Source organism: Lentzea sp. JNUCC 0626 (genome assembly GCF_043632865.1).
GTDB lineage: Bacteria > Actinomycetota > Actinomycetes > Mycobacteriales > Pseudonocardiaceae > Lentzea.
Genome location: NZ_CP171635.1, coordinates 5,483,225 through 5,497,049, shown reverse-complemented (window position 1 = coordinate 5,497,049; position 13,825 = coordinate 5,483,225). Strand labels below are relative to the sequence as shown.

The window sequence follows — 13,825 nt, the reverse complement described above, 5'->3', positions numbered from 1 at the left end:
GTGTGACCGCCGCACCCTGACTTGAATTAACTCAATCGGGGGTAGGTCGAGCGGTGTACTCTGTGATCAGGTTGAGCCGCGCCTGGTCACCCCAACGGGGGAGTTGGATGAGCACTAGCAGCCCACTTGGTAACCGCCTATGCACCGGTTGCCGTAGGACGCTGCCGCCTGAGAACACGGCGGCACAGTGTGCGCGCTGCCACCGTGAGCAGCGCGATGAGCTCCGCACACCCCCGGCTCAGCTTCGACATGACTTCTTTGAAACTGATGAGTTTCGGGCCGCCTTTCAAAGCCAGCACATCGGAGATGTGTTTCGCGCTTACCGAAATCATCCTCTGAATCTGCGTCTGTTTGGCAAGCCCTTGACGCAGGACTTGCTAGGCCGCTGGCTTGGCCTTACTCAGGCCCAAGTGAGCAGGCTAGAAAACGGAAAACAGGAGCACAATCTTGAGTTGCTCCGTAACTACGCACGAATATTGCACCTACCACGGCATATGTTGTGGTTCGATTTCCCCGGAGAGAGCCGACTGATACTGCCCCCGTCAGTAAGTGGAGGGCATTCGCAGGAAGACGCGTCGCGCGATTCGGTACTTGTCGCCAACACCGGAATGAACACAGTGGAGCTATTGGCGCGGGTTCGCGCCTCTGCAATCGACTCCTCGACAATCGACGGTATCGCGATCACTGTAGATCAGCTGTGTTGTGACTATGCACATGCGGACGCGACTGTTTTGGTTGAACAGGGTCGACTGTGGCTAAGTCAAATCTCTCGTGTGCTAGAGCAGCGGGTAACGTTCAAGCAGCACCGCGAACTTCTTCATAACGCGGGCATGCTGGCTTTGCTCGTGGGGTGTTTGGAATACGACCTTGGGGATAAGGCTGCTGCTGAGGCAACCCGCAAGATGGCAATGCACCTAGGGGACGAATCCGGTGATTCAAACATCATCGGATGGTCCAATGAGATGCTCGCGTGGTTCCATCTGACGGCGGGAAATTTCCGTGCTGTCATTCCAGCTGCACAAGCGGGGATCGACGCAGCGTCATCTATGTCTGTAGCCGTGCAGCTTTACGGGCAACAAGCGAAGGCATACGCAAGGTTGGGTATGGCTAGCGAGGTTCATGCTGCGCTTGAGCGCGGTAGTGCGTTGCTCGACACCCTCCCGTATCCGGAGAGGCCAGAGAACCATTTCGTGGTTGATCCCGAGAAGTGGGACTTCTATGCAATGGACACCTACCGCATCGTTGGCGATAACAAACACGCGAAGCGGAATGCGCTAGAAGTCATCCGTCGGAGTATCTCTCCTGACGGTCTTATGACGTCACCCATGCGGCACACTGAAGCGAAACTGACACTTGCTGTGATTGCGGCGCGAGAGGGAGAGGTCGAAGAAGCTTCGACCCTGGGACTTTCGGCCTTGCAACAAGGTCGCCAGAGCCGACCGTCTTTGATCATGGTCGGGCAAGAGCTTGACACCGCTCTGCGCGCACATGGTGCTGGTGCGGGGTCCGAGTTCCGCGAGGTGTTCGCAAACCTCAGGAGTGCCAAGTAGCTTCCGCCTGGCGATGACGTCTATGCCGGTACCTGCATATCGTCGCGGTTGAATATTCTTTCTGGGCATATTGGTGTTCGTTGGTGTGCCACTGACCTGGGGTATTCCTGTTGGGGCATGAGTTATGCGAACTCTTCCATAGTGCTTACCGCTGCGCTGTTCCTTACTTGATGGCAACGGCTTGCAAATCTGCGAGCCGAAGCCACAAGCAAAGGAACAACATCGTGATTCTTTCGCGTTCTGAGTATCTGTCGATTAAGCAAGTCGCCTGGTTGACGGGCGGCAGTGTGGCCAGCGTGTGCCGTGCGATCCGCGTTGGCACGCTCCCCGTTGTGTGGCGGCGCGACCAGGTGTGGATTCCGGCCTGCGCGGTGGCATACCTGGCGGACGCATCGGTGGGCGGTGTTCGTCGATGAATGAGATCTACGAGCGGGTTGCCGCCGATCTTGACGAGTTCGCCGGGCTGCCGGATGACCAGCTGGTGCACGAGGTCCGCAATCGGGGCCTGTGCGGGTGGTTGTCGACCAGTGGTGAGTATCCGGAATGGACTGGAGAGTTCCGGGCTGACCGGGAGTTGGCCGCGCGGGTGTGTGCGGACTGCCCGGTTCAGCGTGAGTGCCTGGAGTGGGATTTCCGCGCTCGTGGCCACGAGCCTGCGGGCGTGTGGGGTCCCCTGCCGGAAGACGCCCGGCGTGAGGTCTTCGAGTGCTGGGAGGAACGCCGCGACGGCGGCACCGGGTCGGGTGAGCGGCCATGACCGGGGTCGAGGTGTCCGCTCCGCTCGTGCTGGCCGGTCTGGTCGCGGTGCTCGTGTTGTGGGTCTGCTGGCGGTTGTCGGTGCGGCGGGCGCGCAAGGCGGCGGAGGCTGCCCGTGGTGGCGCGCGGCTGCTGTCGCTGACTGGCCGGGTGCTTGTCGGCGCGGGGCTCATCGCTGGCGTTCAGTGGCTCGTTCTGACGCACCCTGACGCGTCGGGATGGGCACGGCTGGCCGCTCTGTTGGTGCCCGCGTTGTTCGCGTCCTGGGTCCTCGTGCGGGCGCTCACCGTGACAGCGGCGAGTGATCATCTTCGGGGTCGGGGCCGGCGTGGATGATGATCTTGAAAACCCAGGCAAGGAACTTGTCTCTCAAGTCCTAGATGGACAGATCGTGGACGACGATGAAATCGTTGTGCGGCAACAGGAAAAGCCGTTCATGATCAAGACCGCGGTGAGGTCTATCGGCGACCTGGACGGGGTGACCCGAGCACGGTCGGTGATCTTGTATCGACTCCGTTCAGCACCCCGTGATGTGGCCCGGCTGCTGTGGTTCCTGACCAGGGGAACAGGGCGGTGGATCGCCAAGGGCTGGCGATGGGCGTCGTACTCGGATCTCCGGGCCGACGCACGGGCCGCCAGGCTGGCCGGAGACACCCAGGCACGGCGCACGGCGCAGGAGTTGATCCGCTCCGATGCACGGGCACGGTGGGCCAAGCTCGGGATCTTCCTCCGCAGGACGCTTGTCGGCGCGGCGGCCTGCACAGCGCTGCTCGTCCTCCTGGCGCTCGTAGAGGCCGTTCTGGACGTCTCGGCTATGCCGGGGTGGCTTCGGGCCGTCTACGCCGTCAGGGACGCTCTGAGGGCCGCTGTGTCGGCGGCGTGGCCGTGGGTGCCCCCGGTGACTGCGGTCGGGCTTGTCGGCGCGGCCGTGTGGGAAGGCCGCGACCGCACACCGGGTGCGGGCTGGCTGACTCGGCCGGACCGCGACGATGCCGGGTCCTGGGTGGACGAACGAATGACTACCCGCGCGCTGGCACATCTGGGAATCGCCCCGCTGAACGCCTTTCTCAAAGGTGGCGGGGAACTCGTCTACACCGTGGCGGCACGAAAGGACGGCGACGGAACACAAGCACAAATCCGCCTGCCGCTCGGAGTCACAGCCGAGATGGTCTCCGACCGGCGAAAGGTTCTGGCGGCGAACCTGGGACGCGCGTCATTGGAGACGTGGCCCACCACAGGTGAGGAAGACGGAGTGCTCGACCTGTGGATTGCCGACAAGGGCACACTTTCCGGCGGCGCTGGCGATTGGCCGCTACTACACGACGGCGTGGTCGACGTGTTCGAAGGCGTTCCGTTCGGCTTGACGCAACGCGGACTCGTCATCAACGCGCCACTGATCGGAAGCAACTGGCTAGTCGGTGGGCGACCGGGGCAGGGAAAGACGAACCTTCTCCGCGTGCTCATGGTCGGCGCGGCATTGGACCCGACCGCAGAACTGTGGGCGTTCGTCATGGGCGAAAGCCCAGATTTCGATCCGCTGGCGCCGCGCCTGAGTCGCTATCGGATGGGAATGGACGACTCAGTTGCCGCCGATGCCGTTCAGGCCCTGGAGGACCTTCTCGTTGAAATGGAGCGGCGCGGCCGGGTTCTCGGAGAGCAGCCGGGCCGACCACCGAAGGTATCGCGCAGGCTTGCCGACAACCCGCGATTGGGCCTGCATCCGCTCTTTCTGGCGATCGATGAGTGTCACGAACTGTTCCAGCATCCCAAGTATGGAAAGCGAGCGGCGGAACTCGCCGTCAAGCTCATCAAGCGTGGCCGCAAGTACGCGATCGTTGTTCTGTTCGCCACCCAATCGCCGACCAAGGACAGCATCCCGAAGGAGATCACGCGGAACATCTCATGCGGCACAGCGTTCGCTGTCGCTGACCACATCGCCAACGATGGCCTGCTGGGATCCGGGAAGTATCGCGCCGGTGTGCGGGCAACCGAACTGAGGATGCACACCGACCGGGGGACATGCGTCGCGGTAGGTGTCACGCATAACTCGTTCGAACTCGTCCGCACGTTCTATCTACCGTTCGAGGACGGTATTGATGACGTCACCCCCATCATTGCCCGAGCAATCGCAAATCTCGAAATTTTGCCGGTAACCGCCGGCGTGAATTTGAAAGAAATTGGGAACCCCGCACCAATCGACCACCTTGCCGACATACAGTCAGCAATTGAAGGAGAGCCCCGTGTCCGCACTCAAACTGTCCTCTCACGGCTCGCAGCACTCAACCCCAAAGAGTACGAACCGTGGACAGCGCGAGACCTCCGCGCAGCACTTCTCGGGTTCGGAATCCGGCCACGGAAATCTGATGGAACGATGGTCATCCGGTCTGAAGATGTCGCGGACGCGATTGCTCACCGCGTCCGCATCGGCGACAGCGGCGAGACCACAATGGACACAAGGGAGGCAGCAGGGAGCCAGGGAACTTTCCCTACCCCCTCCCTGGCCGTAGCTCCCTCCGCTGGCCTGCGCGAACACGCCCAGGGGAGGCGCAGTGTCCAGCCTGCGCGCGCCGACGCGCCAGGCGTGAATCCCGCGTCAGGTGAGCAGTCCGAGGGCTCCCTCCCTGCGGGCGGGGGAGAGCGGCTGTGCGATGAATGACGCGACCGCTAGCGCATTGCATGAGGACGGTGAGCGGCGCGTTCCGGTTACTTTCAAGATGGCTCCGGACGGTGCACTATGGGTCTTCGTTGAAGGTGAGAACATCGATCAACTGGCTGCCAGGATGAGTGAAGTCTGTGAGGCTCTGATTCCGGAGCAGTCAAACAGGGAGTGAACCTGCGGGTAGTGCTGCCCGAAATATGAAAGAGGCCCATCCGCACTGTGTGCGGATGGGCCTCTCCCGTTGTGTGGCTAGGCGCGTGAGTCGCCCGGTTTCGTGTTCAGCCAGTCGAGCAAGTCCGTTGTCACAATCTGCCCTGTTGAGTCGATTAGCTCGCGCCATTCAGCGACCTCTGGCATTGCTTCTTGCCATCCTTCCGGTAGTCGCCAGCCACCCAGCCAGGTTCCGTCGTGCCGCTTCTGTACTGCAAATGTAAAGCCCAGTTCGAGCCACCTGAGGCGTCGGTCTTCTGGTGACATTCCCGCAAGCTCCTGTTGCCAGGTTCGATCGGTCGGAACCCACTGGACTCCTCCGGGATCTGCGGGAAGATCCCTCAAAGTGTCGATGTCATCCAAGATTTTGTTTCCGTCATCGGAAATTCGGCGCCTGTCGACCGGTGACTTGGCCTTGGCGACTTCCGACATGAGTTTGCCGTACTCTCGCTCTAGCTTCGCAATTTCGTTGGCATGGTTGGTTGGCGGTAGGACGATGCGCTCGCGAACCGGGACCATTGCGAAGAGCTTGTAGAACGCTTGCTCGGCAATGGGTTCCACAATCTCTGCTCGTAGACCTGTCCCGTTCTTGCAGGTCGGGCAGCGCCAATACCTGTAGGTGAAATCGGCTTTGTGTCCGTCCTTGCGCGTCTTCGTGAGTGTAGTGATTTGGTGCCACAGCGGTTCGAGGCAATCCGGGCACACCAGGATTCCTGAGTACGGGTAAGGCTGGTTGCTTCCCCGCTTCTTGCGTCGTGCCTTTTCTTCGAGCTGTGCGTGTATCGAAGCTTGTTCGGCAGGTTCAAAGATGCCGAATTCTACTAGGTCTGGGTCATCCAGTAGTCGGCGGAGTGTAGTGCCCCGCCACTTCTTATCTTTCAGTTCGACCGTGGCGGGATCTTCCCCGCGTCGCTCTGCTCCAAGCTGTAGCTGCCTGTTTCGTGGAGTGGAAACGTCATTGTTGTTCAGCCATGCGCAAAGTCCGGTGAGGTTCGTCCCTTGTCGCGCCATTTTGGAGAGCGTGTGAAGAATCTTGACGGCGTAGGGATCGAGTCCAAGAATCCAGCCGCCCTTAGGAAGCTGCACGGGCATGGTGCCGTAGAGATGGCCTTCTCCTCCCCAGCGACCCGCCTCCTTGAGTGCCGCTTTCGACGCGCGGAAACGCTCCCTCATTCGCTCACGTTCCATCCGGGCGAACGCGGCAATGAGTGTGATCAGGAAGTCTGACATTGAATTGCTGGAGTCGATACCTTCGGCAATGCAGATCAGCCGCTTACCGCGCGCCCTCAGCCAATCCAACAAGGTGAGCGCATCCATGACGTTGCGAACCAGTCGATCCAGCTTGGATACAACCAGCGTCTTCCACGGCCTCGGTGGTGCGTCAGACAACCAGGTCTTGAGGCCGTCTCGCTTGTGGGGCTCCAGGTCTCCGGACACGTGGAGGTCTTCCACGGTCACGACAATCGGGATGCCGTACGCGTTCGACCAGCGGTGGGTCTCTACGTTCTGAACCTCGCTGGAAAGGCTCTCGTCCGTGTAGTGCGATTGCCGGAGGTAGCACAGTGCGGCATCGTCGTCCGGCGTGAACGGCACGACTGGCGGGCGGGTGCTGGCCTGCTTCTTGAACCGGCGGCGTGTCCGAGGGGTCGGTGCGCTCATGTTCGGCATCCTCGCTGGTAGGGGCCCATCTACAAGGTAGTTGGTTGACCCACGTCGTGCGACCACGAGGTCACGAACAACTGGTACCCCGGCGAGATCCTGGACTACTGCTTACTGGGGTTACAGTAACACTCATGACCACGCCGCACCTTCGTGCTGGCCTGTATGGGCGTCAGTCCGCAGGTAACGCCGCGTCCGTCGCTGATCAGCACCGGTCCAACGCGGCGGCGTGCGTTCAGCGCAACTGGAGCGAGACCGCTCGTTACTCGGACCTCGTTTCGGCGTCGCGCTTCGGCAAGAAGACTCGTGACGACTGGGCGAAGCTGGGCGCGGATGTGGCGTCCGGAAAGCTCGACATCGTCGTGATGTGGGACCTGTCTCGAGGAGACCGCACGGTCGCTAGTTGGGCGGCGTTCGTGGACCAGTGCCGCGAGCGCGGGGTCCTCATCCACGCGACCGCGCACGGGCGCACCTACGATCCTCGCGTGCCGCGCGACTGGCGCACGCTGATGGACGACGGCGTGGAAGCGGGCTTCGACTCAGAACAGAAGTCGCTGGTGGTTCGTCGCGGCATGGCTGGCGCAGCTCTCGCTGGGAAACCTCATGGCAGCGCCGGGTACGGCTATACGCGGCAGTACGACCCGTATGACCGCAAGGTCTATGTGGACGTTCCCGATGACCGCGCGCCGATCGTGCGCGAGATCGTGGAGCGCTGTGCGCGTGAAGAGCCGTTGAGGCACATCGTGAACGACCTGAACGCCAGGGGTGTCCCCAGCCCCAGAGGCGGCTTGTGGACGAGTCGGGTCGTTAAGCAGTTCGCCACGCACCCTCGATACATCGGCCTGCGCTCCCACTTGGGTGAGCTGCACCAAGGCAACTGGGATCCGATCGTCGGCGAAGAGGTGTTTCGTCGAGCAGTGGCCGTGCTCACTGCGCCGAACCGCAAGGCCGCCGCTCCTGCCTCAAATAGGTACCTCTTGAGCTACATCGGCACCGCGGCACCGTGTGGTGGTTTTCTGAACGCCCAGCCTGACGGCGAACACCGCCCAGCGCGGTACCGTTGCAACAGTGACGGGTGCGTGTCGGTGCGTGTGAATCACCTTGATGAGCTGATCACCCGCATGACCTTGGAACGTCTTGCGCTCCCTGACGCCCGCGGCCTTTTCATGCCGGCCGATGCTGAAGCGTCAGCGGCGCAGGTCGAGGTGGCACGGCTCCAAGCCAGGCTCGTGGAAGCCAGGGAATCGTTCGCCGGGCCGGAAGGTATTTCAGCTGCCGCGCTTGCGTCGCTTGAGCGTGCAGTCCAGCCGCAGTTGGACGCTGCACAGCGGCGTGTGGCTGAACTGACAGCCTGCGCCGCAGGCTTGGAACTGCTGGGAAACGGCCAGTTCACTGTGGAGGTCGGTACGCCGCGCTGGCGATCGCTTCCCCTTGCAGGACAACGCTCCGTGGTGAAGACCCTCTTCGAGAAGATCGAGGTGGGTCCTTCTGTTCGACGCCTGAGCCGGTGGGCCGATCGCGAAGACCACTTGCTGGCCGTGCTGGAACGCGTGACGATCGAACGCCGTTCGAAGGTCGATAGTTGATCAATCGCGTCGGCTCCCCTGGTGGGGACATGGTGGGCCGGGATGCGCAAATTCAACCCGGACACCGTTCTGGGGCTGCCGCGCACCGAGTCCTGAACGCCGTCGCAACGCCCCCGTCGTGTCAGCGCGGCGGGGTTTTGCTTTTTTCTTCCAGCTCTCTGATTCCGCTTTGATCTGCGCTTTCAGGCGATAACAACCCCCCTCGGCGGGGGGTATAAGCGCAGGTCAGGGGCATGTTCGAGTTTGATCGCCATCCGGTTACGGGTTATCGTGGTGTCACCTCGGAAGCGACGCCCTGAGGCAGCTGGAACGACCGGAACGTACAGGGAGAACCGCACATTGGTCGGCGTCGCGCTTGCACCAATGGAGAGCGGTAATGGCGGAGAAGGTCAGTCGGAAGATCGCGCCGGAAGTCGTGCGGCTGCGCGGCAAGGTGGGGATGGCAGTCACCCGTGGACGGCGTGACGAGGAGATCCAGTACCGCGCCGAGCTGAAGGCCGCTGTGCTGGCAGAGCGCATCCGGGAGACGGTGGAGAGTTGGCCGCCGCTTACGCCCGCGATGCGCACCCAGCTGGCCGCGCTGCTCGCCCCGGTCGCGGGCGGTGCCGAGTGAACGCCGCTCTGGTCGTCCAGGAGTTCTGCCGGGACGAGGCCGACTGTGTCCGCTCGGTCATGATCGACGGAGAGCCCTGGTTCATCGCCTCGGACGTGGCCGCTGCGCTGGGCTACGTCAACGGACGTGCGGCCGTGGAGCAGCACGTCCCCGCACGGCATCGGAATAGCGTCGTGTTCCGCGACGGTATTCCCGGCAACCCGCACCGCTCGGTGATCTCCGAGGCCGGGCTCTACCGGCTGATCATGCGGAGCAACACCGCCGATGCCGAGGACTTCCAGGAGTGGGTCACCTCTGTGGTGCTGCCCTCCATCCGCCGGGACGGGACCTTCTCGGTTGGCCACGCCGCACCCGCGATGCCGCTGGACTACCCGGCTGCCTTGAGGGAGTTGGCCGCCACGGTGGAGCGCGAGGCAGCGACCAGGGCAGCCCTGGAGTCCAGGACGCTGGAGCTGGAAGCCGCTCGCCCGGCCGTGGAGTTCCACGACCAGTTCGTCCAGGCGGACGGGCTCTACAAGGTGGCGGACGTGGCCAAGGCGCTCGGCATCCCGGGCCTGGGCCAGAACGTCCTGTTCAGGTTCCTGCGGTCCCAGCGCGTGCTGATCGAGGGCGGCCCGTCCCACAACTCCCCGTACCAGCCGCACGTGAACCTGGGGCGCTTCGTGGTCAAGGTGACCACGTACCAGCGCCACGGCCAGACCGTTAGCAGCAAGACGCCGTACGTCACGCCCAAGGGCCTGGAGTACATCGCGCGCCTGGTCGAGCGGCACTGGGAAGACCGGTGACCGCACATGGGGAAGGCCGCCCCGCTGGTGACGGAGCGGCCTCCAAGAACCCGAACGAACAGGGCAATTCTACGGCCTCCCGTCCGCTGACGGGCCTCATGTCGAAGATCCTTCGCACCGGGACCAAGGGGAAGTACCCGCGTCCCGAGGCCGCTGTTCTGGCGGTGATGACCTCTGCGCTGAACAAGGGCTGGACCTGGGCCAAGTTCCACACGGAGTGGTCCCAGCCCGAATGCGGCATGAGGTTGAAGCTCGTCAGCGACGGGGCCGAGTTGCTGAAGCTCTGGGAGAAGGCGTCCGCCTTCGTGGCTGACTCGCCCCCGGTGATCTCCGCCTCGGAGGCCCGCCAGGAACTGGGGCTGATCCGTGCCGAGCTGTCTTCGACCGTGCTGGAGGGCCGCAACAGGGTCCGAGACCGCGAGGTCCTGAAGTTCATCCTGAAGAAGGCCACGAGGCAGGGGCGCTTGGTCCTCCCGCTGGCCCTGAGGACGATCGCGGAGGGCACTGGCCAGAGCGTGGAGACCTCCCGCCGGGCTCTGGAGTCCCTCGTCTCGCGGGGATGGCTCACCGTGCACACCCCCAGCCACCGTGCACTCGCCACCACCTACCGCGTGCACACCCCTTCTCGCAGGTCATCGACGGGAAACGCAACGTCGGCACCCTCGATCTCCTCTCTCCAGACCCAGTGCACGGATGAGACACCCCTCCGGAGGAGGGACCTGGGGGAGGACTGTGTCTCGTCTGTGCACTCGATGGCGTCCACCGACGTGTTCCGGTCGTTGGGCAGGAGCGCCGCCGTGCTCTACGACCACCTGTCCGTCACGAGCCCGATGAAGGCCACCGAGCTGGTGGATTCTACGGAGCTGGCACGCAGGACCGTGTTCAAGTGGCTGGGCAGGCTCAAGGAGGAAGGTCTCGCGGCCCAGGTGGAGGGAGGAGCCTGGGTGAGGGTCGAGGTCGACCTGGAAGCCCTGGCCGAGGTCATGGGAGTCAGCGGCAAGGCCGAGGCTCAGAAGGCCCAGCACGCCCGCGAACGTGAGGCATGGGCGCTCAGGGTGGCCAAGCCGCCCAAGGTCGCCAGCGAGCAGTCCAGGGCCTCGGAAGAGACCAGGACGGCCGAGGTGGTCATCCCCATGCGGCGGTCCAATGGCGTCCGCAGGGCCGGACGGAAGAACCGCAAGAGGACGAGGCTCCCCGTACCTGCCAGCGCGGGGGTCGCCGCGTGACCGGATCAAGGCAAACCACCCTGCGTGTCCTGCACTCGAACTCGTTCAGCGGCAAGGGGACAGCGCTCGCCGAGTTGCGGCGTCTGTACCTGCCCGCCCACCTCGATGCGATGGAGGCTCCAGCATGACCACGTCCAAGACCCCGATGGACCAGGCGTACTTCACCCCGACTCCGCCGTCCGCGACCGCGATCCTGGCTGACACCAAGCGGATCGCGGACCAGATCCTCCGCTCCAATCCGCTGAAGAACGCCAAGGCGGACGGAGGGCTCGCTCGCTGGAAGGGCGCATACGGCGGGGAGTTCGCGTGGTTCGGCGAGTTCTTCCCTGGCGACCCGAACCGTGGGGGCGCTCCCCAGCGCGGCATTTCGCTGGTGCGTGACGACCCCCAGCAGAAGACGGCGTTCGCCATGTTCGACCCTCACCCGGAGGAAGGCCGTCCGTTGCGTCAGCGCATCTTCATGGACGACGCGGACGGTCGCCCTCTCCTGCACGAGGGCGACCACGGCGGCCTGGGCTTCCCGACCCTGCCGATCATGCTGTTCCGCGCAGACCAGGGCGGCTACATCCAGACCAACCAGACCACGGACCGGCTCATCTTCACCGGCCGCTCCGCCGTCATGGGGCGGCACGTCGAATGCCAGGGCTTTGGGACCTCGTTCAACAACGAGTCCGGCCTGATCTACATGCGCGTCACCGGCGACAACGGGGAAGTCGTCACCACTCCGCCGTTCGAGTACACCGGGGCTGGCGGCTTCACCCTCACCGCGGACCTCGGCGCGGACGGCGGCATCCGGGACGCCGTGGAGATGACCGTGGACGTGTTCGCCCGCAAGACCGGCGGGCCGGGAGACATCGTCATCCAGTTGCGCTCCGCCTTCAGCTACAGCAGACCGGGCCTCTGACTCCGGCCGGCCACAGGGGCAGCGCACCCGAAAGGCACCCCGCCCAGGGGGATTCCACAGCCGATACCCCCGAGGGGTACCCCCTTGGGACAGAGCGGAGGCGGTAGACCCTATGGAACCGACGGAGTTGGTCAGGCCTCATGAAGGTCGGGTTCGCTCATCTCCAGAGCAGGTAACGCGGTCGATGATCGCGCGATGCTGTGGAGGTGACGGATGTTGCGACGCCTTCAACCGGCGATGCTGCCCCAGCGAGTAGAAAAGTCGGGCTCTACAAGGCCTGGAGGTCCGCCGACAGCCAGCGTGGGCTGGGGGTGCTGGTTTGGTGTCTGAGTGCAGCAGGATTGGGCTTGGCGGCGTGGGCGGCTCGGTCGTGGTGGCCGACCCTTTGGGGATGGTTGAGCCGCTGGTGGGCCCTGCCCTTTGCGGCGCTTCTCCTCGGAGCAGCGGCCGTAGTTGGTGTGCTCCGTTCCCGCCGCGCAGTCAGTGCGTCCGAGCCTGCCCCCGAAGTCGAGTTGGAGCGGATGCGAGCGCTCACGCCTCGGGCGATCGTGTTTGGCGCGATTGTGTTGTTAGGCGCGGGGGTCATCGCGGCGGCATTACTTCTCGTGAACTTCTCTGGAACTGCTCCAGCCGAACGATTGGATGCAATCCGGACTGCGGCAACGTTGATGGTGGGGACTGGGGGCGCAGCGGCATTGTTGCTGGCCGCTCGGCGTCAGCGCTCTGCGGAGCTAACTTTGGCTGTTCAGCAGAAAGCCGCCGTCGATACCAAGTACGACGCCGCTGAGCGCCGCCTAACGGAGCTCTACATAAAAGCGGTTGAGCAGCTGGGGTCAGATAAAGCCGCCGTAAGGCTTGGTGGTTTGTATGCGCTCGAAAGGTTGGCTGATGGGAATGTAGAGCATCGACAGACCGTGATTAACCTGATATGCGCATACCTTCGCATGCCCTATAATCCGCCCGATTCGGTGGTTCGCAGAATGAATGCACCTTCGGAAGCCGATCCAACTTTGGCTAAATCGCTTGTTGGAGAGGGCGAAAAAGAAGGGTTCCAGGAAGGGGAAGTTAGAATCGCTGCACAGCGAATCCTTGCTGACCACCTTCGGCCCGAACTGCGTCGTGACGGTGCTGCCGCTGGTCCGAGCGGTCCGAGTTACTGGGATGGCGATCTCTATCTCGATCTTCAAGATGCCATCCTTGTTAACTTCAACATGGACTATTGTCGCATTAATACGGCCTGGTTCGATGGCGCCAGATTCTATGGCGATACTCAATTTCAGTTCACTGTGTTCGTGCGGGAAGTGTCATTTCGTGAAGCTGTCTTCGATGGAGGTGCATGGTTCAACCGTTCGTCTTTTGACTGGCAATCTGACTTTGATGAGTCCAAGTTCATTTCGGACGCTTGGTTTCAGGGCGTCGTTTTCGAACGTCGCGCTGCCTTTCATGACGTGACTTTCGGTGGCAACGCCATGATGCAAGCCGAGTATCGCGACGGAGTCTCCTTTAGTGGCTCGAAATTCGGCGGTGACACGTGGTTTAACCGTGTTGTGCTTAAGGAGCTAGTTTCTTTTGCTGCTGTGCACTTCATGGGGGTCGTGAACTTCGAGGAAGCGGAATGCGCAGGTGGTCTCGATCCGGACTTCACGGGTGCGCTTCTCAGTGGTTCGGTCGATGGTGTGTGTACCTGGCCTGAGGGGTGGACCACGCGATCCTTCCTGGATGAGGAGGACGGCCTGGAAGGGCTATGGCGTCGACTGGTGCGAATCAAGCTGCCCGCTGCTCCATCGAACGAGCAGCATCCTGGAGAGCGCGGAGAGCGGGAGGAGGGGCAGGAGCCCCACGTGCCTCACGTGTTCTGACTCATGATAAGTTGCCAT

12 protein-coding genes are annotated in these 13,825 nt (G+C 62.9%); 11 read left to right on the top strand and 1 reads right to left on the bottom strand.

All coding sequences use genetic code 11. The annotated features are described in order from the left end of the window. The first annotated feature begins 410 nt into the window (after positions 1–410). From JNUCC0626_RS24655 to JNUCC0626_RS24640, 4 genes are all read left to right on the top strand, one after another. Entirely contained in the window at positions 411–1,550 is a 1,140-nt protein-coding gene (locus JNUCC0626_RS24655) for an XRE family transcriptional regulator (RefSeq protein ID WP_394613136.1), read from the top strand. Positions 1,551–1,962: 412 nt separating this feature from the next. Further along, a complete protein-coding gene (locus JNUCC0626_RS24650; RefSeq protein ID WP_394613135.1) occupies positions 1,963–2,307 on the top strand; it encodes a WhiB family transcriptional regulator in 345 nt (114 codons plus the stop codon). Next, complete coding sequence (locus tag JNUCC0626_RS24645) at positions 2,304–2,642, top strand: hypothetical protein (protein ID WP_394613134.1); 339 nt, start codon at positions 2,304–2,306, stop codon at positions 2,640–2,642. The genes JNUCC0626_RS24650 and JNUCC0626_RS24645 overlap by 4 nt, the downstream gene beginning before the upstream one ends. After that, on the top strand, positions 2,608–4,962 hold the full coding sequence (locus JNUCC0626_RS24640) for a hypothetical protein (protein ID WP_394613133.1): 2,355 nt from the start codon (positions 2,608–2,610) through the stop codon (positions 4,960–4,962). Before JNUCC0626_RS24645 ends, JNUCC0626_RS24640 begins: the two co-directional genes overlap by 35 nt. 252 nt (positions 4,963–5,214) lie before the next feature. On the opposite strand, the gene JNUCC0626_RS24635 is transcribed toward JNUCC0626_RS24640, so the two are convergent. After that, on the bottom strand, positions 5,215–6,834 hold the full coding sequence (locus JNUCC0626_RS24635) for a recombinase family protein (RefSeq protein WP_394613132.1): 1,620 nt from the start codon (positions 6,832–6,834) through the stop codon (positions 5,215–5,217). Between the two features lie 134 nt (positions 6,835–6,968). On the opposite strand from JNUCC0626_RS24635, the gene JNUCC0626_RS24630 reads away from it, so the two are divergent. The 7 genes from JNUCC0626_RS24630 to JNUCC0626_RS24600 all read left to right on the top strand — a co-directional run bounded on the left by JNUCC0626_RS24630 (position 6,969) and on the right by JNUCC0626_RS24600 (position 13,807). Beyond that, complete coding sequence (locus JNUCC0626_RS24630) at positions 6,969–8,420, top strand: recombinase family protein (protein ID WP_394613131.1); 1,452 nt, start codon at positions 6,969–6,971, stop codon at positions 8,418–8,420. A gap of 376 nt (positions 8,421–8,796) precedes the next feature. Beyond that, complete coding sequence (locus JNUCC0626_RS24625; protein WP_394613130.1) at positions 8,797–9,033, top strand: hypothetical protein; 237 nt, start codon at positions 8,797–8,799, stop codon at positions 9,031–9,033. After that, complete coding sequence (locus tag JNUCC0626_RS24620; RefSeq protein ID WP_394613129.1) at positions 9,030–9,818, top strand: phage antirepressor KilAC domain-containing protein; 789 nt, start codon at positions 9,030–9,032, stop codon at positions 9,816–9,818. The genes JNUCC0626_RS24625 and JNUCC0626_RS24620 overlap by 4 nt, the downstream gene beginning before the upstream one ends. Next, positions 9,815–11,044 (top strand): hypothetical protein, encoded by a 1,230-nt coding sequence (locus JNUCC0626_RS24615; protein ID WP_394613128.1) that lies wholly within the window; start codon positions 9,815–9,817, stop codon positions 11,042–11,044. Before JNUCC0626_RS24620 ends, JNUCC0626_RS24615 begins: the two co-directional genes overlap by 4 nt. Further along, positions 11,041–11,172, top strand: a complete 132-nt coding sequence (locus JNUCC0626_RS24610; RefSeq protein ID WP_394613127.1) for a hypothetical protein — start codon at positions 11,041–11,043, stop codon at positions 11,170–11,172. Before JNUCC0626_RS24615 ends, JNUCC0626_RS24610 begins: the two co-directional genes overlap by 4 nt. Further along, complete coding sequence (locus JNUCC0626_RS24605) at positions 11,169–11,948, top strand: hypothetical protein (protein WP_394613126.1); 780 nt, start codon at positions 11,169–11,171, stop codon at positions 11,946–11,948. Before JNUCC0626_RS24610 ends, JNUCC0626_RS24605 begins: the two co-directional genes overlap by 4 nt. Before the next feature lie 521 nt (positions 11,949–12,469). Beyond that, the gene (locus JNUCC0626_RS24600; protein WP_394613125.1) at positions 12,470–13,807 is read left to right on the top strand and encodes a pentapeptide repeat-containing protein; all 1,338 of its coding nucleotides are present in this window, start codon (positions 12,470–12,472) and stop codon (positions 13,805–13,807) included. The last annotated feature ends 18 nt before the right edge of the window (positions 13,808–13,825 follow it).

Bases quoted from the DNA above. Each gene is read 5' to 3' on its own strand.
- JNUCC0626_RS24635 (WP_394613132.1), bottom strand. From the start codon at position 6,834: ATGAGCGCACCGACCCCTCGGACACGCCGCCGGTTCAAGAAGCAGGCC.
- JNUCC0626_RS24600 (WP_394613125.1), top strand. From the start codon at position 12,470: ATGCGAGCGCTCACGCCTCGGGCGATCGTGTTTGGCGCGATTGTGTTG.
- JNUCC0626_RS24605 (WP_394613126.1), top strand. From the start codon at position 11,169: ATGACCACGTCCAAGACCCCGATGGACCAGGCGTACTTCACCCCGACT.
- JNUCC0626_RS24650 (WP_394613135.1), top strand. From the start codon at position 1,963: ATGAATGAGATCTACGAGCGGGTTGCCGCCGATCTTGACGAGTTCGCC.
- JNUCC0626_RS24645 (WP_394613134.1), top strand. From the start codon at position 2,304: ATGACCGGGGTCGAGGTGTCCGCTCCGCTCGTGCTGGCCGGTCTGGTC.
- JNUCC0626_RS24625 (WP_394613130.1), top strand. From the start codon at position 8,797: ATGGCGGAGAAGGTCAGTCGGAAGATCGCGCCGGAAGTCGTGCGGCTG.
- JNUCC0626_RS24630 (WP_394613131.1), top strand. From the start codon at position 6,969: ATGACCACGCCGCACCTTCGTGCTGGCCTGTATGGGCGTCAGTCCGCA.